Annotated in this window: 19 protein-coding genes; 8 read left to right on the forward strand and 11 right to left on the reverse strand. The window is 40.4% G+C overall.

The genetic code is table 11. The annotated features are described in order from the left end of the window. Window positions 1-130 precede the first annotated feature (130 nt). Both SJPD1_RS09220 and SJPD1_RS09225 read left to right on the forward strand, forming a co-directional pair. On the forward strand, window positions 131-2,029 hold the full coding sequence (locus SJPD1_RS09220) for an FIST N-terminal domain-containing protein (protein ID WP_096046898.1): 1,899 nt from the start codon (window positions 131-133) through the stop codon (window positions 2,027-2,029). Continuing rightward, window positions 2,026-2,694, forward strand: a complete 669-nt coding sequence (locus tag SJPD1_RS09225; protein ID WP_096046899.1) for a response regulator transcription factor — start codon at window positions 2,026-2,028, stop codon at window positions 2,692-2,694. Before SJPD1_RS09220 ends, SJPD1_RS09225 begins: the two co-directional genes overlap by 4 nt. Window positions 2,695-2,753: 59 nt before the next feature. On the opposite strand, the gene SJPD1_RS09230 is transcribed toward SJPD1_RS09225, so the two are convergent. Beyond that, on the reverse strand, window positions 2,754-3,191 hold the full coding sequence (locus tag SJPD1_RS09230; RefSeq protein WP_096046900.1) for a nucleoside deaminase: 438 nt from the start codon (window positions 3,189-3,191) through the stop codon (window positions 2,754-2,756). 182 nt (window positions 3,192-3,373) lie between these two features. Between SJPD1_RS09230 and SJPD1_RS09235 the strand changes: the two genes are divergently transcribed. Next, on the forward strand, window positions 3,374-4,978 hold the full coding sequence (locus SJPD1_RS09235; protein WP_096046901.1) for a methyl-accepting chemotaxis protein: 1,605 nt from the start codon (window positions 3,374-3,376) through the stop codon (window positions 4,976-4,978). A gap of 134 nt (window positions 4,979-5,112) precedes the next feature. On the opposite strand, the gene SJPD1_RS09245 is transcribed toward SJPD1_RS09235, so the two are convergent. The 9 genes from SJPD1_RS09245 to SJPD1_RS09285 form a co-directional block, all read right to left on the reverse strand. Further along, window positions 5,113-5,487, reverse strand: a complete 375-nt coding sequence (locus tag SJPD1_RS09245) for a HepT-like ribonuclease domain-containing protein (protein WP_096046903.1) — start codon at window positions 5,485-5,487, stop codon at window positions 5,113-5,115. Beyond that, window positions 5,480-5,767 (reverse strand): nucleotidyltransferase family protein, encoded by a 288-nt coding sequence (locus SJPD1_RS09250; RefSeq protein ID WP_096046904.1) that lies wholly within the window; start codon window positions 5,765-5,767, stop codon window positions 5,480-5,482. The genes SJPD1_RS09245 and SJPD1_RS09250 overlap by 8 nt, the downstream gene beginning before the upstream one ends. Before the next feature lie 46 nt (window positions 5,768-5,813). After that, a complete protein-coding gene (locus tag SJPD1_RS09255) occupies window positions 5,814-6,299 on the reverse strand; it encodes a hypothetical protein (RefSeq protein ID WP_096046905.1) in 486 nt (161 codons plus the stop codon). A 29-nt stretch (window positions 6,300-6,328) separates the two neighbouring features. After that, window positions 6,329-7,027: an SIR2 family NAD-dependent protein deacylase gene (locus tag SJPD1_RS09260; protein WP_096046906.1), complete on the reverse strand. Its 699-nt coding sequence runs from the start codon at window positions 7,025-7,027 to the stop codon at window positions 6,329-6,331. Window positions 7,028-7,038: 11 nt separating this feature from the next. Beyond that, window positions 7,039-7,830 (reverse strand): alpha/beta fold hydrolase, encoded by a 792-nt coding sequence (locus tag SJPD1_RS09265; protein ID WP_096046907.1) that lies wholly within the window; start codon window positions 7,828-7,830, stop codon window positions 7,039-7,041. 30 nt (window positions 7,831-7,860) lie between these two features. Then, the gene (metH, locus tag SJPD1_RS09270) at window positions 7,861-11,331 is read right to left on the reverse strand and encodes a methionine synthase (protein WP_096046908.1); all 3,471 of its coding nucleotides are present in this window, start codon (window positions 11,329-11,331) and stop codon (window positions 7,861-7,863) included. Window positions 11,332-11,452: 121 nt separating this feature from the next. Then, window positions 11,453-12,571 carry an ABC transporter substrate-binding protein gene (locus tag SJPD1_RS09275; protein WP_096046909.1) on the reverse strand — a complete coding sequence of 373 codons (1,119 nt, stop codon included), beginning with the start codon at window positions 12,569-12,571 and terminating at the stop codon, window positions 11,453-11,455. A gap of 186 nt (window positions 12,572-12,757) precedes the next feature. Beyond that, on the reverse strand, window positions 12,758-13,876 hold the full coding sequence (locus SJPD1_RS09280) for an ABC transporter substrate-binding protein (protein ID WP_096046910.1): 1,119 nt from the start codon (window positions 13,874-13,876) through the stop codon (window positions 12,758-12,760). A gap of 200 nt (window positions 13,877-14,076) precedes the next feature. Beyond that, the gene (locus SJPD1_RS09285) at window positions 14,077-15,258 is read right to left on the reverse strand and encodes a methyl-accepting chemotaxis protein (RefSeq protein ID WP_096046911.1); all 1,182 of its coding nucleotides are present in this window, start codon (window positions 15,256-15,258) and stop codon (window positions 14,077-14,079) included. A 193-nt stretch (window positions 15,259-15,451) separates the two neighbouring features. Between SJPD1_RS09285 and SJPD1_RS09290 the strand changes: the two genes are divergently transcribed. The 3 genes from SJPD1_RS09290 (at window position 15,452) to SJPD1_RS09300 (ending at window position 18,944) form a co-directional block, all read left to right on the forward strand. Next, window positions 15,452-16,072, forward strand: a complete 621-nt coding sequence (locus tag SJPD1_RS09290) for a LysE family translocator (RefSeq protein WP_096046912.1) — start codon at window positions 15,452-15,454, stop codon at window positions 16,070-16,072. A gap of 12 nt (window positions 16,073-16,084) precedes the next feature. Continuing rightward, window positions 16,085-16,957, forward strand: a complete 873-nt coding sequence (locus SJPD1_RS09295) for an EamA family transporter (protein ID WP_096046913.1) — start codon at window positions 16,085-16,087, stop codon at window positions 16,955-16,957. Between the two features lie 103 nt (window positions 16,958-17,060). Further along, window positions 17,061-18,944 carry a methyl-accepting chemotaxis protein gene (locus tag SJPD1_RS09300; RefSeq protein ID WP_096046914.1) on the forward strand — a complete coding sequence of 628 codons (1,884 nt, stop codon included), beginning with the start codon at window positions 17,061-17,063 and terminating at the stop codon, window positions 18,942-18,944. A 40-nt stretch (window positions 18,945-18,984) separates the two neighbouring features. On the opposite strand, the gene SJPD1_RS09305 is transcribed toward SJPD1_RS09300, so the two are convergent. Next, window positions 18,985-20,922 carry a sulfatase-like hydrolase/transferase gene (locus SJPD1_RS09305; RefSeq protein WP_096046915.1) on the reverse strand — a complete coding sequence of 646 codons (1,938 nt, stop codon included), beginning with the start codon at window positions 20,920-20,922 and terminating at the stop codon, window positions 18,985-18,987. A gap of 170 nt (window positions 20,923-21,092) precedes the next feature. On the opposite strand from SJPD1_RS09305, the gene SJPD1_RS09310 reads away from it, so the two are divergent. Both SJPD1_RS09310 and SJPD1_RS09315 read left to right on the forward strand, forming a co-directional pair. Continuing rightward, a complete protein-coding gene (locus SJPD1_RS09310; RefSeq protein WP_096046916.1) occupies window positions 21,093-22,418 on the forward strand; it encodes an ammonium transporter in 1,326 nt (441 codons plus the stop codon). Between the two features lie 12 nt (window positions 22,419-22,430). Then, complete coding sequence (locus tag SJPD1_RS09315; protein WP_096046917.1) at window positions 22,431-22,769, forward strand: P-II family nitrogen regulator; 339 nt, start codon at window positions 22,431-22,433, stop codon at window positions 22,767-22,769. Window positions 22,770-22,788: the final 19 nt, after the last annotated feature.

The raw sequence follows: 22,788 nt of genomic DNA on the forward strand, positions 1-22,788 counted from the left end.
TTTATGAGTAAATAAGTAATATTCTTACATGTAAAGCCTTGTTTTTGCAACTTCATATCTTAAAGCAACTTTTTAAAAGCTACTATTGGGTATCTTTATTTAAGGTCAAAATGGGGAAGGAAGACGTTTTATGAAAACCTATAATTTTTGTTATGAAATAGGCTCTCTGCCAAGTATTATAGATTTTTCACTCTTTGTCAATGAAAAGAATGTTTTAGTGCAACTATTTTGTGGTCACGGTAAAGAAGTATTAAAGTATACCAGTGATGTTATCCTCAGCCATCTTCCAAACGCCATTTGTATAGGAACGACCACGGATGGAGAAATATACGGCGAGTCTATCACAACATTCCGAACCATTATCTCTATTAGTATTTTTGAGCATACCTTTATCAAGACAGCCTATGCACAAGATGATGATTCATTTCAATGCGGTATGAAATTAGCATCGGATTTGATAACACCCAATACAAAATTACTGATTCTTTTTTCTGATGGTACCCATATGAATGCCGAAGAGTTTTTAAAAGGTGTAGAGACCTTCGATTCAACGGTTCCTGTTTGTGGAGGTATGGCAGGAGATAATGGGAAATTTGAACAAACCTATATTTCATCTCAACATACGCTCATCAGTGAAGGCGTAGTGGGAGTCTCTCTAAATTCCGATATTCTTCAAGTCGCAACAAACTATAAATTTGATTGGAAACCCATAGGACTAACACATACGCTTACCAAGGTTCAAAATAACAGAGTTTACATGATCGATGATATGAAAGCGACTGATTTTTATGACAAATACCTCGGTGGTAATTTTTCACAAACAGAATTTCCCCTTATTCTTGAAAAAAATAGCGTTACGATGGTAAGAGCTGTCATAGCGAAGCATGAAGATGGAAGCCTGAGTTACAGTGGAAATCTCAATGAAGGAGATCAAGTCAGGATTGGTTTTGGCGATGCTGAATCTTTAATGAAAGACCCTATAGAATCCTTAGAAAATTTACAATCGATCAACACAGAAACCTTTTTTATCTTCTCCTGTATGGCACGACGAAGATTTATGCCATTTCTCATCAAATTAGGGATTGGGTCGTTTGCACGAACGGCAACAACTTCAGGATTTTACACCTACTCAGAATTTTATCATCATGATGGTCACAATAAACTTCTTAACCAAACACTGACCGTTGTTGCTTTAAGTGAATCAGAAAAAAGCCCTCTTTCTGCCCCACATACAAACACAGATATGAATAAGAAAGATACTTCTTATTTTAGAACGTTTAAAACGATTGAATCATTGACCCATTTAATTGAACAAAGTGCGCGTGATTACGAAGAGCAGTCCAAACGCTTAGAGGAGCAGATGAATTATTCTGAAAATCTTTTGGCGTCTCATAGACAATTTCTGCGTTATACCGTCCACGAGATGAACTCTCCACTTAGTGTGATCATGGGCAATATTGAACTGCATGAGATGGAATTTGGGAAAAGTGTTTATTTGGAAAATATCGAAGTTGCCGCTAAAAGTATTTTTTCAATGTATGATGATTTGAGTTATTTGGTTAAAAAAGACCATATTCACTATATGAAACAAAGGATTGATTTAGTCGATTATGTCCGCAGTCGCATTGATTTTTTTGCGCAAGTTGCCGACAAAGCAAAATCAATGTTTCTCTTTGAATCCAATTTAAGTGAGATATATATCTTTTTTAATGAGACAAAATTACAGCGTATCATCGATAACAACCTCACCAATGCTATTAAGTATACCTTTGAAAATGAACAGATTATTGTTTCATTGCATCAAGAGCATGATAATTGTCATTTTTTCATTGCATCGCACTCGCGCAAAATTCAAGAACCCGAGAAAATTTTTGAAGAATACTACCGGGAAGAACAATCCCAAGAAGGCTTTGGATTGGGGCTCAATCTCGTTAGAAGAATCTGTAAGGAAGAAAATGTGAAAATAACACTGCATTCAAGCGAAAATATAACATCCTTTTCATACCAATTTAAAGTGCTAAAACCATGAAAATTTTACTCTTAGAAGATGATATTCTCTTAAATGAATCTATCACAAAGTACCTCACAACCATTGGTCATGTCATCACTTCCGTCAGAGATGGCAATATCTGTCTTCAAATTTTAGAAAATGAAAAATTTGACTTGCTTGTTTTTGATATCAATGTACCCAATGTTGATGGATTAACAATCTTAGAGACACTGCACGCGCATAAAAAAATAATGCCCGTCATTTTTATCTCTACCCTCATTGACATTGAAGATATATCACGAGCGTTTGAACTGGGATGCTATGATTATTTGAAAAAACCTTTTCATTTAAAAGAGCTCAACCTCAGAATAGACAGAATTTCCAAAACCGCTAAAAAAGATATGCATCACAAAAGGCTCTCTCCTTCTTACAGTTTTGATTGTGACACGATGACACTTTATTTTCACGAAGAACCACAGGTTTTATCCAAACGACAACTTCAAATCATCGAATTTCTCACCCGCAATCGAGGATTTGTCTGTGGCTTTGATATGTTTAGAGAAAACGTATGGAATGATTTTGATATGGATGTCGATGATGCCACTATACGAACAGAAATCAACCGTTTAAAAAATAATTTGAAAGAAGATTTTATCGTCAATATTAGAGGCATCGGCTACATGATCAAAGTTCCTTCGGCGTAAAGCATACACCAAAGGGTTTTACATGTAAAGATTTTATCGATTATAAAAGTTACTTCTTCTTACACCCCAATATCTTCATTCCAAAGTTTTGGGTTATTGTAGATAAAAGCTTCCATCAATTCACGACATTGTGGGTGATTGACGACTTTTACTTCAACACCTCTGGATTTCACGTACTCCTCTGGTCCACAAAAGGTTTGGTTTTCACCAATAACGACTTTTGGAATTCCATACAGTAAAATGGCACCACTGCACATATCGCAAGGTGATAACGTCGAATAAAGCGTGGCTCTTTGATAATCACGAGCACTCAAACGTCCTGCATTTTCCAAACAGTCCATCTCCGCATGCAAGATGGCACTTCCTTTTTGAACCCTTCGGTTGTGACCACGCCCTACGATTTTACCGTCTATCACAAGCACGGCACCAATCGGAATGCCACCCTCGTCTAAACTTTTTTGGGCTTCTTCTATGGCTGCTTCTAAAAACGTATCCATCCTTTCCCCCTTTTGTGAGCTGAGATTGCTTTGCATTATAGCTCACTCTATTTTATGATACAAAAGCGAAACGTTGAAACGTTGATGTTGGGATATTTTAAACACAAACGGCTTTCTCTCCACTTTCTCCTTTTTGCTTGATAAAATCTTTTAAATGATACCAACAATAAAAAAGGATACACGTGATTGATTTAAGTACCATCAAAAGAAAACTAGCCTTTTTATCCATTTTATGTTTTATAACCTATGCCTCGATAGGATATATCTCATATGCGAACAATCGCCAAGCACAAGCCATCACCATGCGATTGCTCAAAGTGGGTGAAATTCAAACGCTTGCCAGCGAAACATCTGCCGATTTGCGCGGATTTAGGCTTTTTTTAGAGCAAAAGTTTTTGAATGATTTTAAAAAAGATTCCGATGCCATCGTTACAAAACTGGAAGAACTGTCCAAGGTTTTTGATGAAGAGAGCCTCTCACAAAAGCTCGTAAGCTTATCACAAGCCTATAAAGAGTGGAACGCCATTCGTTACGCTATCTCTGAAATCGTCATCCAAAACAAAGACCAGATGAAAACCAAAGCGTTTCAAGAAAGCGAAGACAATCGCAAACTGACCGCTTTAACGAAGCGATCTAATGCGCTAAAAGATAGCATTCAAAAAGAACAAGACACGCTTTTGCAACACATCCAAACTAGAAATCTAGCCATCATGCAGCAAAGTTCGGTGACGATTTCCATCATTGTCGCGTTGAGCATTCTTTTGACGATGAGCGTGTTCTACATCATTGCAACCAAAATTGTCTCTTCTATTCAAAATCTAGGACGCAGTATTGAGCACATCACCCGCCATAAAGATTTTACGCAAAATCTTACCATCCAAGGAAAAGATGAATTGGCACGTATGAGCGTTCAACTCAATGAACTCATAGCTATGCTGCGCCAGTCTTTCCACACCATCAATGTTTTACTGCACAATAACCTCAGTGTTTCGGAAACCTTTTCGACCACCACCTCAGCGATTCAACACTCCGTCGATCAAGAATCAAACGTTATTGCAGACATTACGACGCATTCGCATCGCATGAAAGAGGGAATGGAAAATTCATCGCATGAAGCGCAAAACGTGTTGGAAAAAGCAATCATCACGAAAGAAAATATGTGCGAAGTCAAAAAATCGCTCTCCTACACCATCGAACAACTCAATGTAACATCGCACATCGAATCAGACATCAACACCCATCTTCAAACCCTCTCACAAGAAGCAAGCCAAGTTAAAGCAATTATTACGATTATTGCCGAAATTGCCGACCAGACGAATTTGCTAGCGCTGAACGCCGCCATCGAAGCCGCACGCGCAGGTGAACACGGACGCGGATTTGCCGTTGTTGCCGATGAAGTGCGAAAGTTGGCGGAGCGAACACAACAAAGCTTGGTCGATACCAACGCGACCATCAATATCATTGTTCAATCCGTCAACGATATTTCGGAAAAAATGAACCATAACATCGAGCGCATCCAAAACCTTGTGAGCTCATCGCTGACGGTCAATGACCACACCGATACCACCACCCAAACCCTTGCAGATACAATCAATCTTATCCAAAAACTCTACGACGACACACAAGATAATGTACACACAACGGAGAAAATCATGAACCAAATCAACGTTGTCGGCGGTTTGTCCACCGAAAATACCCAAAGTGCCGAAGCCATATCCACTTCCGCTCATACCTTGTACGGCATGAGCGTCAAACTCAAAGAAGAGATTGCGATTTATAAAATATAAGCGCCTAAAAATACAAAAAGAGGAGACTTTTTTATTACATGTAAAAAGTTTCCTCGACCCTGCAAGTGAAATTTTACACTTTTTGAATGTTTTACATGTAAAAGTTTTAGTGATCGAAGAAGTGAAAGGTTTCTTTAGCGTAAATCTTTCATTATTTGTTTGACAACGCTTGATAACTCACACAGTTTGGTAGAGCATACATCAAACAATATTTCAGCGTTAATATCGAAATAATGATGCGATAAAACATCCCTAAGTCCTTTGATATTTTTCCACTCAATGCTTGGATAACGTAGTAGCAGTTGTCCATCTGTTAACTTGTCGATGTTTTTTAAACCTTCACCAATCGCCAATAAACGCATCGCGATACTGTCTAATTTTTCGATATTCTCGCTACTGGAAAGGAAATCATCTACCGTTTTAATGGCTTTAAATCGCTCAATAACCATATCAATAGACATATCGATGTCTTCAAGCGTTGATAATACCATCAAGGTTCGATCAGACATAAATAACATCTTTCGTAATCATCTGAAGCAAAAAAGGTTTCATGTATTTATGCTTGGTCATAAGGTCAACTTTTTTCTGTAAAGACGTTTCAAGGTCATATTTTAAACCCATGACGTTGTCAAATTTTGCTTGCATGTTCACAAAAATATCGATATCGCTATCGTCCTTGGCTTCATCACGAGCATAAGAACCAAACAAACCAATTTCCTCAACTCCATACTTCATTTGAAATTCGGATTTGTGTATGGAAAGATAATCAAGTATGTGTTGTTTTGTCATACATCCTCCTTTGGTTTGATGTGATTATAACATAGAGTTACATTCTTTAAATAATAAAACCTGCATAATGATGACCTATCTTTTCTGATAAAATTTGACAATATTCAAAATATTTTATTGTTTCTGGTTTTGACATCTTTTCTGTTCCTGGATAACAAAGAGATATATAGAAAGTTTTTTCATTAGCAAATAATGCACTTCTTGAAATAAACTTTTTGGCTACTTGGTCAGCTCTATGTTTATCTAATTCAATAATAATTATGAAGCCTTCAGCTTTTCCATAAATATCTATTGCATCTCTTCTAGCAGACTTTGGTTGATATTCAAGCTCCCACCTAACATCTACGATCCTTTCTGTCAAAATTAAAAATAAATCTTTTTGAAATTTTTTAACCATTTCTTTTTGTTCAGGTTGTGATTTTCCAATCAATTCATCAAAATAGTCTTGACTTTCTAATGATTTAATCACTGTTAAGATATCTTCATATATATCATTTTGAAAATAACTTTTTTTAAGTAATTGTGGATACATGATATTTTCCTATCTTCAAATAATCATATTTAACTTTTCTGCAAAAACCGCTCCACATCCGCCACAATCTCATCCACCGCCTCAGTCGCTTTTTTATAAAGCACTTTCGTATAAACTCGCTCGTTAATCGCATCACTTTTTTCTAAATTATTGAGAATGGAAACCTTTACATGTAAAGCGAAATGGTCCATCGCAACGACGTTTCCACTTGAGCCGATGATGACCAAAAACTGGCACTCTTCCATCGCTTCATAGAGGTGTTCGTACATTGGGGTGGCTTCGCCGAAGAAGACGATGTCGGGGCGTAGAAAGCCGCCACAGCTTTTACATGTAACGTCTCGCTCTTGTTTGGCGTAGCCGATGAGATGGGTTGTGCCACACTTTTCACAACGGAGTCTGGGCAAAAAACCGTGCAAGTGCAAAACGTCCTTACACCCTGCTCGCTCGAAAAGGTCGTCGACGTTTTGGGTGATAATGGCGATGTCATTGGGGTATTTTTCTTGAAGTTTGGCGATGGCATAGTGTGCGGCATTGGGAGTGACAGAGGCGAGTTGTTCGCGCCTTGCGTCATAAAATGTGAGGGTGTTTTCGCGATTCCAACTCAGACAGCCTGCTTGACAAATCTCTTCGACGCGGTACTTTTCCCACAGTCCGCCTGTGTCACGAAAGGTGGAAAGTCCACTTTCCGCACTGATGCCTGCTCCTGAAAAAATAACAACCCGTGCCATGGTTTACCTCTTTACAGTTTTGCTAAAAATGCCTTGATTGCTTCATTACTCTCTTCTGGGTTTTCCACAATGCTCATGTGCGCCGCGTTTTTGATGAGTACAAACTCTGAACCTTCTATCTGCTTTGCCATCGTTTGCATCCCTGAAGAAGGCGTCAACGTGTCATGCTCGCCGCACAAAAGCAGTGTTGGAATTTTTATGGAAGGAAGAAACTCAGTCATGTCATTGCGTGTCAGCATCGCAAAGATGCACCCTTTCACACCAATGGAGTTAAATTTCATAGACTTGGTGATGCGCTTATCGACGAGCTCTTTATGCTCTTTTTTGTAGGCATCGCTGTAACACTGAGCAATAAAATGTTTCGAAAATGATGTTAACCCTTTTGCGTTAATGCGTTTAATGGCATCGGAACGTCTTAGTTTGGTGTCATTGTTGTCAGCATGTGCCGCTGTGTCACATAAAATAAGTGCTGAAAATTTATTTTTCATGCGCTCTAAAGCACGTAAGGCGATGTAGCCACCCATCGAAAACGCGCATAAAATAGGCGGTTTTTCATCTTTTAGGTCGCCAATCATCAACTCAAGGTCATCCACAAATGACTCCATCGTAAACTGCCCATCGCCAACAGATGAATCGCCAAGCCCACGTATGTCGTACGCCACACAGTAGTAGGTTTCACTAAGAGCCGCTATTTGGGCGTGCCACATCGTGTGGTCATACGGAAAACCGTGTAAAAAAATGATTGCTCTATTTTTTTGATTGCCTTCCAATAAAACCGATAACCCGCCAACTGTTTTTTTCATTATCTATCCTTTGTATAAAACCATTATACATCAGACATTAAAATATAAGGCCTCCCTGTGGTGCATCACGATAGCCGTGGTACTTTGCTCAGGGTGAATCTGAAATGTTTCGCTGAGTTCTATGCCAAATTCCTCAGGTTTGAGCAGGTCAAAAATGACGCGTGTATCTTCCAAGGCAGGGCATGCGGGGTAGCCAAACGAATAGCGACATCCAAGGTAACGCTTCATCTGCACATCGCGCAAACTATGCCCCTCGTTTTCAGCAATGCCAAGATCAAGACGTATCTGTTTATGGGCGATTTCTGCTAATGCTTCGGCAAGTTCAACACCCAGTCCATGCACGAAAAAATACTCGGTAAAATTACCCGCATCGTAAAGCTCTTTTTCATACGCCGAAAACTTTGCACCCGCACTCACGCATGTCAATGCCAAAACATCATGACGATCAGGGCTTATAAAATCGCTTAAAGAACGGTACGGATTTCTGTTTTGACGCGGGAAATCAAACGTCTTAATGGCACGCGCTTTGATGGCTTCGATGCCTTCACGATTGACTTGCGCCTCACTAAAATACCCTTCACTCTCATCAAAAAGGTAGAGATTATTTTCACTTGATCGCGCTGGATAGTAACCGTAAATGATGGTTGGCTCAAAAAGTCCTAGTCGTTCGATGTCGGCTTTAATGCGCTCGAACGCTGGCCACAAAACCTCATCAAGCTGTTTTTGCTTCGCTTCTTTGCTCTGCCCTTTGCCACTGTAACCCCAACGCTGTGCAAAGAGAATTTTGTGGTTGATCCACGAAAATGCGAGCTCTTTCACATCGGTTTTCAGTACGCGTCTGCCCCAAAATGGCGGTGTCGGAATGGTAATGTCACGACTAGGCATTTTAAGCTCATGAAACGGAGGAATCTCTTTGAGCTCTTTCGTGGCACGATTGACACTGTTTTCAAGTACGACGCGACTAAACGAGGTGTCATAGTTTTTTACCTCGATGCGCGACATAGCTGTTATGCCCTCAAATGCGTCTTTGCAGTAATAAATCGGCCCGTCGTAAATCGGACGGCAAAACTCTTCCACAAAGGTATCGGTCAGTGCCGCACCGCCTAAAATGACAGGGATTTTAATGCCCATCTTCTGCATCGCTTCAAGGTTCTCTTTCATCACATTGGTCGACTTCACCAAAAGTCCGCTCATACCAATCGCATCAGCGTTGTGCTCTTTAAGTGCTTCTAAAAATTTGTCTAAGTCCGCTTTGATACCAATGTTGATGACTTTAAAACCGTTGTTGCTTAAGATGATATCTACAAGATTTTTACCCACATCGTGTACATCGCCTTTCACGGTTCCGATGATGAGCGTTGTGGTGGTATTCTTCTCGGTTTTTGGCAAATAAGGTTGTAGATAATCCACCGCGGCTTTCATTACTTCAGCCGATTGTAGGACAAATGGCAACTGCATCTTTCCGCTACCAAAAAGCTCGCCGACCACTTTCATCGCATCGATTAATATCTCATTGACAATGACTTCCGCGGCAATTTCCTCTTTGGCAGTGGGTAGAAGCGTCAGCATACGCTCTTTATCACCATCAATGAGCAAGGTTGAAATTTTCTCTTTAGTGTTCATCGCAAGAAATGCCGCGTCGCTTTCGTCTTTGTTTTCCACAACGCCTGCAAAATGGTCGATAAATTTAAAGAGCGGATCGCCCTCCTCTCGGTGGTTGAAGAGTAAATCTTCACAGATTTTTTTATCCACGTCACTGATCTTGTGCATCGGAAGGGTATTTTTAACATTGACAATCGCCATGCTGAGACCCGCTTCAACACAGTGGTGCAAAAAGACGGAGTTTAGGTACTCACGGGCGTGTTTAGCCAAACCAAACGAGATGTTGGAAACACCAAGGACAAAACCCACTTCGGGGTGAAGGGCATGAAATTCACGAATCGCTTCGATGGTCTCAATCGCTGCTGTATGGTACTCAGGATCGCCACTTCCCACGGTAAAGGTTAATAAGTCAAATACCAAATCTTCAGGATGAATGCCATGCTTTTGCGTCGCTAAAGTATAAATGCGCTCGGCAATCGCCACTTTTTGAGCTTTGCTCTTTGCCATACCGACTTCATCGATGGTCAGACACACCAATGCTGCACCAAAACGTTTGGCTAAAGAGCAGACTTTATCAAACTTTTCAATGCCGTCTTCTAGGTTGACGGAGTTAATGATGGGCTTGCCACCAATAAGTTTAAGGGCAACTTCAAGGGCTGGTACTTGGGTGGTATCAGGCATAAGGGGCAAGAGAATTTTTTGCACGTAGCGCCCCATCACCTCTTGGGTGTCTTTGTGCTCATCGCGTCCTGCAAAACCGACACTCACGTCAATGCCATGCGCGCCACTGCGTACTTGTTGTTGCGCAACGCTCAGTGTACCATCGTAGTCTTCGGCAAGGAGTAACTCACGAAACGCTTTAGAGCCTGTGGCATTACTTCTCTCACCAATGAGAAACGGCGCGGGGTCTTGCTTGAGTGCCCTTGTTTCAAATAACGAGGCAATGCTACGAGGCATTTCCCCTTTGGGAGCAAGCGGTTTTTTACCCTCCACACGCTTGGAAAGCTCTAAGATATGCTGAGGCGTGGTACCGCAACATCCTCCAAGTATGGCAACGCCTGCAATTTCAGTGAATTTTTCTTGAAGCTCGGCAAACTCTCGCGGTCCCATCGGATAAAACGTGTAGCCACCACGGTTTTGCGGAAGTCCTGCATTGGCGTGGACACTAATGGGTTTACCCCAAACGGAACTGAGCGTTTTAACATGCTTTTCAACCTGCTCAGGGCCTGTGCCACAGTTGAAGCCAAGACTCATAATATCAAACGGCTCTAAGATCGTAGCAATGGTGGTCGCATCGGTTCCAATGAGCATCGTTCCACTGAGTTCAATCGTCACGGAAACCATGATCGGAAGCTTTACATGTAAAGTATTTTGAGCGTCTGTGATGGCATGAAGTGCGGCTTTGATTTGAAGAGGGTCTTGCGCCGTTTCAATGAGGAAAAGATCACATCCACCATCAATCGCCCCACGCGCTGCCTCTTTGTAGCCTTCATACATTGCATCGTAGCCAATATGCCCCAAAGAAGGGAGTTTCGTTCCAGGGCCAAAGGCAGCGGCGGTAAAACGTGGCTTTTGCGCTGTGGCAAACTCCGCACATGCCTCTTTGACGATCTCCACACCCGCACGAGCAAGTTCATACGCTCTCGCCCCGATGCCGTAATCTTCCAACACCCACGGCAGTGCACCAAAGGTATTGGTCTTGATGATGTCAGCACCCGCGAGCAAATAGCCGCGGTGGATTTTTGAAATGGCATCTTGATATGTGACATTCAAAAGCTCGTTGCAGCCCTCTTTACCTTCCCACTGCTCAGGTGCAATCTCTAACGCTTGAATTTGCGTGCCCATCGCACCATCGATGATTAAAATTTTTTCTTTGATAAGTTCTTGAAGTGTTGCCAAGTCGAATTCCTAGTGTGTTATAACTGGAATGATAGTACCAAAACTTTGGTAAGGAGAGGCTAAAAGGGTAGGAGTAGTCCAAAGAGGCAAAAAATACCCCTTTGGTTTTTACATGTAAAGATTATGGATTGACGGTAGATTTGTAAACAGCTTTGCCATCTTTGATCTCTTTGATAATGGCTGAGCGGGTTGCGTTGCCTTTATCATCAATAGAAATAAAGCCAGAAACACCCTCGTATTTGGAGGTTTTACGAATTTCGGTGTTGATACATACACTGTCTTCAGGATTAGCACAACGGTTCATTGCATCAACCATTACATTGTAAGCATCTGCGCCCAGTGCGGTAAAGGAGTTCAACTCTTTTTTGCCTGTTTTTTTCTCATATGCAGCGATAAAGTCTTTTGATTTTGCAGTTGGAGGCGCACTGTGATCGAACGCATCGGTAAACATATACCCCTCAACCGCATCACCCCCTAAATCAATAAAGGTTTGATTGGCGACACCATCACCTGAGATAAACGGTTTATTCAGATCAATCTGTTTGGCCTGACGTTTAATCATCGACGCTTCGGTGTGATACAGTGGCAAGAACACAAAGTCCGCATTCAGAGCCTTGACCTGTGAAACCACCGCTTTAAAATCTTTATCGCCTGAGCTGATACGAATCTCTTTAAGCACTTTGCCACCGTTTTTAACAAACGCTTGGGTAAAGGCTTTCGAAAGTCCGAGTGAATACACTTGCGCTTGATCGGTGACGATCACAGCTGTTTTTAAACCCAAATCTTTTGCCGCATAATTAGCAACGACCGTTCCTTGAAATGAGTCACTAAAGCAGACACGGTTTGCGAACACTCGATTTTCAGTGAGTTTATCATTGGTCGCAGCAGGGGCGATGACGGGAATCTGTTTTTTGTCGGCAATGGCGATAATTTGAGCGGTATTCGTGCTAATCATCTCACCAATTATCCCCACGACTTTATCTGAAGTAATGAGTCGGGTTGCCGCATTGGCGGATTCGACTTTATCACCTTTAGTATCGACTAAAACAAGCTTAATGCTATCGCCATTTTTCAGTTTTGGTTGAAGCGAGTTTGCAAGTTCAACACCCTCATACGCCACTTGACCATACCCAGCGAGAGGACCACTCATAGGCATAATGACACCTACATTGATCTCTTTGGCAAGTGACAATGTTGCGACTAAACTGGTAATGGTTGCCAGTGCTATGAATTGACGCATCTTTATTTCTCCTATCCGTCTAATTTTTGGAAAGTTTAACAAAATTATCATTACGATAGACTCAAAGTCATACAAATTGATACAAAATCATAGACTATCAAAGTGACAAAAGAGGGATGAAATGAGGTTGTGTATGAAAGAAAAGAGAAGAAGTAGAGGTTTGCTGCTTCTCTTTACATGTAAAGCTTAGGGATTGACCGTAGATTTATAAACAGCTTTGCCGCCTTTGATCTCTTTGATCACAGCAGAGCGCGTTGCATTGCCATTTTTGTCGATGGAGATAAACCCTGAAACACCTTCAAAGTTAACAGTTTTTTTAATTTGATCATTAATACATACGCTATCGTTAGGGTTAGAACAACGGTTCATTGCATCAACTAAAAGATTGTACGTATCTGCACCCAACGTTACAAATGAATTCACCTCTTTTTTGCCCGTTTTTGTCTCATACGCAGCGATAAAATCTTTTGAGCGTTGTGTCGGAGGCGCATTATAATCGAAAAAGTCCGTAAACATATGTCCTTCGGCACTATCGCCTGCTAATTCTATAAATGTTGGATTGGCGACACTGTCTCCTGACAAAAAGGGTTTTGTGAGTCCAATCTGCTTCGCTTGACGGGTAATCATAGAAGCTTCTGCATGGTAAATAGGTAAAAAAATCATATCGGGATTCAGTGATTTCACTTGCGCAACAACTGCCTTAAAATCTTTGTCGCCCGAACTCACACGAATTTCTTTCAGCACTTTACCGCCATTTTTAACAAACGCTTCGCTAAAGGCTTTCGAAAGTCCCAATGAATAGACTTGCGCTTGATCTGTAAGAACGACAGCGGTTTTCAAACCCAAATCTTTAACAGCATAGTTTGCAACAACGGTTCCTTGAAAAGAGTCTGTAAAACAGACCCGACTCGCATAAGCTTTGTTTTCCGTCAGTTTGTCATTAGTGGCGACAGGTGCAATGACAGGGATTTGCTTTTTATCCGCTATAGAAATGATCTGAGCTGTATTGGTGCTCGTAATTGCACCTAAAATACCTACAACTTTATCGGAAGTGATAAGCCTTGTTGCAGCATTGGCGGACTCTACTTTATCGCCTTTATTATCAACCAAAACCAAGTTTAAATGGTCCCCATTTTTGAGTGTTGGTTGCAGGGAATGAGCCAATTCGACACCTTCATAGGTTGTCTGCCCGTATGACGCTAAAGAGCCACTCATAGGCATCACAACACCCACATTGATCTCTTTGGCAATGGCAAATGTTGCGATCAGAGAGGTAATGGTGAAAACAGTGAATAATGGACGCATAGGTAACTCCTTAGTTTAAATGTGAACGAAAGCATAACAGAATCATTGTTGAATGTCAAGTAATTTGACTTTTTTACTAGTGTATAAGTCACCTCTCTTTAAAGAATCTGAAAAAGCATTACATGTAAAGATGAATTAGGGGAAAATACACAAAGATGAAAAAGAGACCAAAGCCTCTTTTTCACAATGAAGTCGAAAATTTACGCGTGATTGTTTTCTGCTGTATCAAGCGCTTGAGAAACATCAACAATGATTTGAAGTTTTTTGATGATTTCGCCCATTGCACGGCTCTCTTCTTGTGCAGCAAGGCTAATGCGCTCAACTTCAGCCTGTGTTTTGATAATTTCATCGACCGTACGTTGTAACGCAGGAACGATTTGATCAACGACTTTTTGAACATCCATAATGGAGATACGAATATTATCGGTCGATTTGTTGCTTTGATCGGACAGTTTTCGTACTTCACTGGCAACAACGGCAAATCCACGTCCATGGTCACCCGCACGTGCCGCTTCAATCGTTGCATTGAGCGCTAAAAGGTTGGTTTCACTTGCTATATATTTGATAGCCGTCGTAATATTACCAATTTGCTCGACTGCTTCGGTTAACTCTTGTGCCATATTGTTTGTGACTTGAATATTTTGCACTTCAGAAGCTAATTTGCCATTAACGACGACAATGGTGTTGGCAGTATTTTCAATAGACTGAGATGCCGTTTGCGTTATCACGGAGATCTCTTTGGTTAATGTTGCAAGCTTTTTAGAAATATCACGCGCTTCTTGCAAAGCCTTATCGCTATTAATCGCCGTGACGACTTGTGCCAAACCACTCACACTCTCAGCAGTTGCCGTTCGAGGAGGACTTGGAATGACCGTAACATCTGGACGTAAATAGTGGCTAAATTTCGAATAAAGTGCTTTACCTGAAGAGACATAACCATCGGTTCCGATAATATATTTGGCTTCCAAAAGAGCATCTTTCGTTTCAGCTTCACTGCACTCATCAAAAGGAACAATTTTATACCCTACATGATTGAGATTGTAAAATTTTAAAAATTTGAGTAAAACATTCGCACCAGAAGTGCTGTTATTGAAGATGACTACATTTTCGCCGCTAGGAATGCGACCAACGGTGACAAAAAAATCCGTTGGAGGAACAAATTCAACAGAGATCACTTTCTCTTTGCCATATTTCTTGACCATTTCATCATAACGATTCGCAAAACAGACAACCAAATCAAAATTTGCGACATCATAATTTTGATAGTTACTTAAAGTAGCTTTTTGATACGTGGCAGCGGTGGAAAGAGTAGCATCGACTAATGAAACAAGCTCTTGGGTTGTTGCTTCATTGGCTCCGATTAAAAGTAGATTAACGCTCATGTACTTCCTTTAAATCAGTATATTAATGACAAAATAATGAAAAGTATCGCCCCTATTTGTTGCGCTCTTTTCAATCAAGCAATTCTCTACCTTTATATTATAGACAAAAGGTTGGACAAAAAAGGGACGAAAAATAAGCAATGCTTTTGTTCGAATCATAGTACAATAATCCAAAATTTAATAAGGGGTTTGTATGTTTGACATTCAAAACTATTACAGCTTTATCGCTGCCATTTTAGTTTTTCAACTGATACCTGGTGCTGGAACCATTGCAATTTTAAATGCTACGGCTCGTAATGGTATTAAAGCAGGACTTGGTGCTGTTTTGGGAACACTCTTAGGTGATTTTGCTTTTATGATAGCCGCTCTAGCAGGACTTGCCGCTATTATGCAACAAAATCCTTTTTTGTTTGAAATGCTTCAATATTTTGGTGCAGGCTATTTATGTTGGTTAGGCGTTGGATTGCTTCGTACTAAAATTGAATCCGATACGGGGAAAGTGGAACCTAGGAAATCAGCCTTAGTCTATTTTAAACAGGCTTTTTTTGTCAGCATCACCAACCCAAAAGTCATGCTTTTTTTCGTGGCATTTTTCCCACTCTTTTTACGTCCAGACGCTTCCAATGTAACCCTTGGTGCGATGATTTTACATGTAAGCCTTATCAGCCTTGCGTACCAAGCGCTTTTAGTTCTTTTGGGCAATACGTTAGCACATAAACTCAAAACCTTTCCTCTTGCACGTCAAATCGCGACACGTCTTGCAGGTATTGCACTCATTGCGTTTGGCATTAAGCTTGTCAGTCACAACCGTTAGAAAGTTGGATCAATGCCTCTTAGACATATTTTACTAGCCCTGAGTGTCGTTGTCATTTGGGGAGTTAATTTTGTAGTGATTCAAGTCGCTCTGCAAGAATTACCTCCTCTCTTGCTCACATTTTTCCGTTTCTTTTTTGCAACCTTCCCTGCCATCTTCTTTTTCAAGCGCCCTCAAAACACCTCTTGGAAAATGCTCTTTTTTTATTCATTGAGCATGTTTATTCTAGACTTCGCCTTTTTATTTTCAGGCATGTACGCAGGGGTAAGTTCGGGCATTGCCTCTCTTGCCCTTCAAACGCAAGTCTTTTTTACCGCCATTTTAGCCGTGATTTTCATCAAAGAGAAGATGACACTTGCCAAGATCATTGGAGCAATCGTTGCTTTTTCGGGGATTGTATTTGTGGGATTTCATGCAGGAGGCGACGTCAATCTCTTAGGACTTGCTTTAGTCGAATGTGCAGCCCTTTCATGGGCAATTGGCAATCTTGTTTCCAAGCAGATCGGCAAAGTCGATATGCTCAGCCTCGTGGTTTGGGGAAGCCTCATCTCGCTTCCTTTTTTACTGGCACTCTCTTATATTTTTGAATCGCATTTGTGGAGTTTTGCGATGTTCATGCATCTCACGTTCAAAAGCATTGGTGCGATTGCCTATCTTGCGTATCCTGTCACTTTTTTTGGATTTGGCATTTGGAGTTGGTTGCTCAGTCGTTATCCAGCCACTACTGTCGCTCCTTTTACGCTTTTAGTGCCTGTGGTTGGATTTACCTCTTCGGCTATTTTAGTGGGAGAAGCTTTGCCCAGTTGGAAGCTCATTGCAGCGTGTTTGATCGTTACAGGCCTTGTCATCAACCTTTATGGAGATCGGCTCATTAAGAGAACTTAAACTTTATAACATCATCTATTTTTTAAGCTACTACCTTTTTTGGTAACCGTTTTGTTTTTTTTATAGACTAAAATGACCAGAACAATTCCAAAAAAGGTCTTCTGTGCTATTTAAAACGAAAATTATTCTGACGGTATCTGTTTTAATGTTTTTAAGTCTCATCTCCTTTAGCCTCTTTAGCTATCAGGACACCAAAGAGAACAGCATTCATCAAATTGAATCCAGCCTAACGATGGCCTCTCGTTCATTTAAAGACTATATAGATCTTCTGCTGAGTACCAAAAAAAGTAACATTGAAAGTGCATCGCGTTATTACAAAGACATTGACATCAGAACTCTTCACGATATGGTTGAAAAACTGGGAGAGACGACTAAAATCATTGGGGCAGTTGATTCGTATGTGGGGTTTGAAGATGGTGGAATGATCTGGGGGAGTGAGAAAAATCGACCGCAGGGGTATGATCCTCGCACCCAAGCGTGGTACAAGCAGGCAAAAGAAAGTAAAAAAATTGGCATTACCGATGCGTATGAAGACACTACGACTAAAACACTAATGATCACCATGATGACCCCTATCTTTGATGAAAACAACGTCATTATAGGTGTTCTTGGTGTCGATATTGCACTAAATTCTTTGACTAAGACCCTTTCTGAAATCACCTTCGAGGGAGGTTATGGTATCTTACTCGATACAAAGGGAACGATTGTTGTTCACCCTAATAAAGCACTTATTGGTAAAAATTTAGCCAGTGTTGTTCCAAACCTCACACGCCAATTTAATGATAAACAAGAAGGCATTCTCAACTACACCTATGACGGTGTCGACAAATTGTTTGCCTCCACCATTTCAACTCAAAGTGGTTGGCGCATTGCTATTGCATTCGATAAATCAACATCTTACTCTTTCTTAAATTTGCAAATACAAAAGCTTTTTCTCATCGGTACACTGATGCTTTTGGGTTCGATTGTCATCATTGTCTTGTTAATTAAAGCCCTTTTAAAACCACTCGACAGGCTAGGGAACATTGCTTATGAGCTTTCAAGCGCGCATGGAGATCTTAGCCAAAGACTTGAGGTCATAGGAAATGATGAATTTGGAAAGGTATCATCGTACATTAACACTTTCATTGCAAAACTGCACGAAATTGTCACCAATTCTAAAATCATTAGCCATGAGAATTTTTCGATATCGCAACAACTTTCAAAAAATACTTCAGAGATGGTACGCAATGTGGAAGCAGAATCAAAAATTATTCTCTCAACAAAAGAGGAAGGAAATGCCCTCACCCATGCCATTGAAAATTCCGTCGATAAGGTAAAATCATCCCATATCGTTTTAGAAAAAACACAAAAAGAGATGCACAGCGTTAAAACAAAGTTTGAAACATTAGAACACACCATGCAAATAACCGCTCAAAAAGAACAAGATTTGGCTGAAAAACTCAATCATGTGAGCCATAATACCAACGAAATTAGAGATATTTTAGGCATTATTCACACGATTGCGGAACAAACTAATCTTTTAGCGCTCAATGCTGCTATTGAAGCAGCACGCGCAGGAGAACATGGTCGTGGCTTTGCTGTAGTTGCTGATGAAGTGCGAAAACTAGCCGAAAGTACACAAAAGAGTCTGATTGCGATTGATGCAACCGTCAATGTGGTCGTCCAATCTATTATGGACGCCAACACCGATATTGCTCAAAATGCCCATGAAGTACATAATCTTGTAACCCTTTCGTTGGAGTTAGAAGAAAGCATTAGCGATATTGATCTTATTATCCAAGAGACGATTGCCAATACAGCGCAAACCGTTGATAGCTTCATCTTTACATCGAGCAAAATCAACCATATGGTCGAAGAAGTTGAAAAAGTCAACATTCTTTCACACGAAAATGTCTGCAGCATTGAAAATATATCGAAAGCATCCGAAGATCTTCATCGTATGAATGAAAATCTCAATAATGAACTCCAAAAATTCAAATCTTAAAAGGGATGAAAAGCTTTTACATGTAAAGAGAAATCATCGCTTATTTCTCTTTAATTTGCATTAAATTTTCACGCCTTTGGATCGCTTTTTCTTCCTCAGAAGGAAGGGTTAATGTTTGATTTAAGAGCTCTAAACTGAGCTTCTTTTCGGAATTAAGGGCTTCTGTTGTTATCTCGCCGCCTAATTTTCCTAAGGCAAAACAATATTTACCTTTGAGCGAAACATTATTTTCACTGCTTAACGTATTAATGCGTGAACATTTATCTACCCATAAAAACGCATCTTCAGCATGGTAATCGTGCAAATATCCAAAGAGTTTGACTGTCTCAAAAAACTTGAGTTTGACTTCAAAGAAAGGACTGACCTCCAAATTCTCACTCAAGTGCAATAAAATTGGAAATTTGTACAGTGTTGAGCCTATTTTAAGACTGTTTTTTGTCGTATCTAAGACTAACTCTTTCTCTATTTTTGGAAATTCCCAAAAACGACTAATCTCATTGGACCACGCGTTTAAAAGTTTATCTACATCTTTAAATTCTTCCATCAATGAAGGCTCATCGCCCAAAAGATCTCTGCTGAGTCCAACGGTTCCTTTATAGCCGAGAAAGGACAAAAGCGTTGCGCCAATATCCAAGGTACTTCCTACTTTTTCAATTTTATCACCATGGCTTAGACGAGGATCAATGATCATAAATTGATCGCGACGCTCACCCTTCATAAGATCATCAATCGCCATATTGTGCATTGCAAGGTGGTCTGAGCCTACAACAATAATCGTATTTTTACCATAAGGCGAATCTTGAATCTGCTTGATAAACTTTGCAATTAACTCATCCGAACAAATCACCGCATTGAGCATGGAATTGCTGCCATCTTTATACTCCTGAGCCTTGCAGCTTTTTGAGACATGTCCATAAGGATGATGCGTATCCATGGTAGAGAGAAACATCGCAAATTTTTGTTTGCTTTTGGAATACTTTTTAAAATCATTCATCGCAATATCAAAAAGGGTATCATCATACAATCCCCATGGTGTTTGATAACTTGGATTTGAAAGCAAAGGTTTAAGCTCTTTAATGCCTTTTATATCATCAAACTGATGGGTTTTATAAAGTTTATCAACGCCTGCAAATTCTAAAGGTGAACCACTGCGGTAGATGAGTTTATACCCTTCTTTATGGAGCATATCACTCATACACACGGCACCTGAATAAAATGTACTCATCTTAGACATAGAATTGCCTTGAGGAGAGTCTGAATTTCGAGAAGGAGTCACCAGAGGAAGTCCACACATCACCGATGTCATTCCTGCAATCGTCCAGCTGGTTCCCCATGCTTGTTTTATCTGTGTAAAAGAGATACTTTGCTCTCTTATTGGACGTAAAGCGGTGACTAAAGAGGGAAATATTTTTTCATCAAAATAGGTGTCTTCAAAACTCTCTGCAAAAATATAAACCAGATTAGGATGATTTTCGCTAATTGCCGATAATGAAGCTGTTTTATAATAATCTGAAAAATTATATTTGAGGCTCAAAGGATTTTCAACTCCAAGGACGCTAAGCGCACTCTCACCTAAAAAGCGTACTGTTGGGTGGATGATTAAAGCTAATATCAACGACACCGTTGATATAAGTCGTTTCAGCTTTTGATGCTCAGAAAGAACACTGTTTTTAAGCATTCGATAGTAAAAAACTGAGATCATTAAACTGCTGATCAATAGTCCAATTCCTACTGCTATGATTAAATAATAATCAGCAAATCCAGAGCCATCCAGCCCATAACGAAGATGGAAAATAACGGCATCGTTAATACCCTCTCCCGTAAAATAGTTGGAAACAATATAACACGCACTGAGTACCATATAAAGAAAAATAACGACCGCGCCAATAGATGCAGTCCTAGAAGTATAGGTACGATGTTTAGAGGTAAATAAGGCGATAAGAAAAAGTCCTGCGGATAACCATAACATGTTATTCATTGTTGTTTAGATTCCTCTTTTATTTTAGATCAATATTATAGCTTGTTGTTAAAAAATTGCATTAAAAATTCTTCTTTTTAAAAACTGATTAAATTTTAATCATTTAGCTGAGTATATTAAAATCGTCTAAGTGATACAATTTCATCAGTTCAACATTTTAGGAGGAATTCATGAGAAAACTACTTTCTCTCGCAACATTGTTGCCTTTATCAACATTGTGGGCTGCAGAAGAAGCGGCTACTGAAGCAGCAGCAGATGTTGCTGAAAAGGTTTTAACCCTTGACGTGGGAAACACTGCTTGGGTTTTAACGGCAACCGCACTCGTCATGTTTATGACACCAGCGGGTTTGGCACTCTTTTACGGCGGTATGTCTCGCTCTAAAAACTTGCTTAACACGATTGCAATGAGTGTTATGGGATATATCGTTGCAGCCGTTGTTTGGGTTGTAGCAGGTTATACCTTGGCGTTTGGTACAGATATTGGTGGTGTTATCGGTTTTGATAGCCTCTTTTTAAGTGGTATCAAAGTAACGGATCTTTGGGCAACTGGTAGCATTCCTGTCCTTCTTTTTGTAGCGTTCCAAATGACCTTTGCAGGTATTACGGTGGCTCTTGCAAGCGGTGCTATTATTGAGAGATTAAAGTTTTCAACTTGGATCGTTTTTGCGGCTATTTGGATTCTAGCAGTGTATGCTCCTATTGCTCACTGGGTATGGGGCGGCGGCTTCTTATCAAAACTAGGTGTTCTTGACTTTGCAGGTGGTACGGTTGTTCATATCAATGCAGGTGTTGCTGGCTTAGTCGTAGCACTAATGCTTGGCAAACGTGCAGATTATGGTAAAGCTATGTTCCCTTCATCTGTTACCTTGACGGTACTGGGTGCAAGTATGTTATGGTTTGGTTGGTTCGGATTCAATGCAGGTAGCGAACTTGGAGCAGATGGAATTGCTGCGAGTGCATTCCTTGTCACCAACACAGCAGCAGCTGTTGCAGCACTTGCGTGGATGATCATCGAATACATTACTTATAAAAAATTCACATTACTCGGTATCGCTTCTGGTATCGTAGCAGGTCTTGTTGCGATCACTCCAGCAGCAGGTTTTGTTGATACAAGTGCTTCACTGATCATTGGTGCAGTTGCTGGTATTGTCGCGTTCTACGGTGTTAATGGCTTGAAAAAAGCACTTAAATACGATGACTCATTGGATGCATTTGGTATCCATGGTGTTGCTGGTATCTGGGGTGCGCTTGCTACGGGTATTTTTGCAAACCCTGAAGTGAATGAACTGGGTAAAGGTTTACTCTATGGTAACGCGGATCAAGTGATGATTCAAATCGAAGGTATCGTTGTAACGATCATCTATACAGCAATCGCGACAGCCATTGTCTTTAAAATTGCTTCTATCTTAACCGGTGGTGCAAGAGTAAGCAGTGATGCTGAGTCACAAGGGTTGGATGAAGTAGAACACGGCGAAAAAGCCTTCAACTTAAGATAATAAGGATATAACATGAAAAAAATCGAATCAATTATCAAACCATTCAAACTTGAAGACGTCAAAGATGCGCTTGCAGAGCTTGACATCACGGGTATGACCGTCAGCGAAGTCAAAGGTTACGGAAGACAACAAGGACACTCAGAGCTTTACAGAGGTGCGGAGTATGTCGTTGATTTCTTACCAAAAATTAAAATCGAAGTGGTTGTTCACGACGATCTTGTTGACAAAGTCATTGACGTGATCGTCAAAAGTGCGCGTACAGGTAAAATCGGTGATGGAAAGATCTTTGTTTCTTCTATCGATAAAAGTGTTCGTATTCGAACCGGTGAGCTTGATAACGAAGCGGTTTAGTTTAACCTCGGGCAGAAGA

The organism is Sulfurospirillum diekertiae, from assembly GCF_002309535.1.
GTDB classification, from domain to species: Bacteria; Campylobacterota; Campylobacteria; order Campylobacterales; family Sulfurospirillaceae; genus Sulfurospirillum; species Sulfurospirillum diekertiae.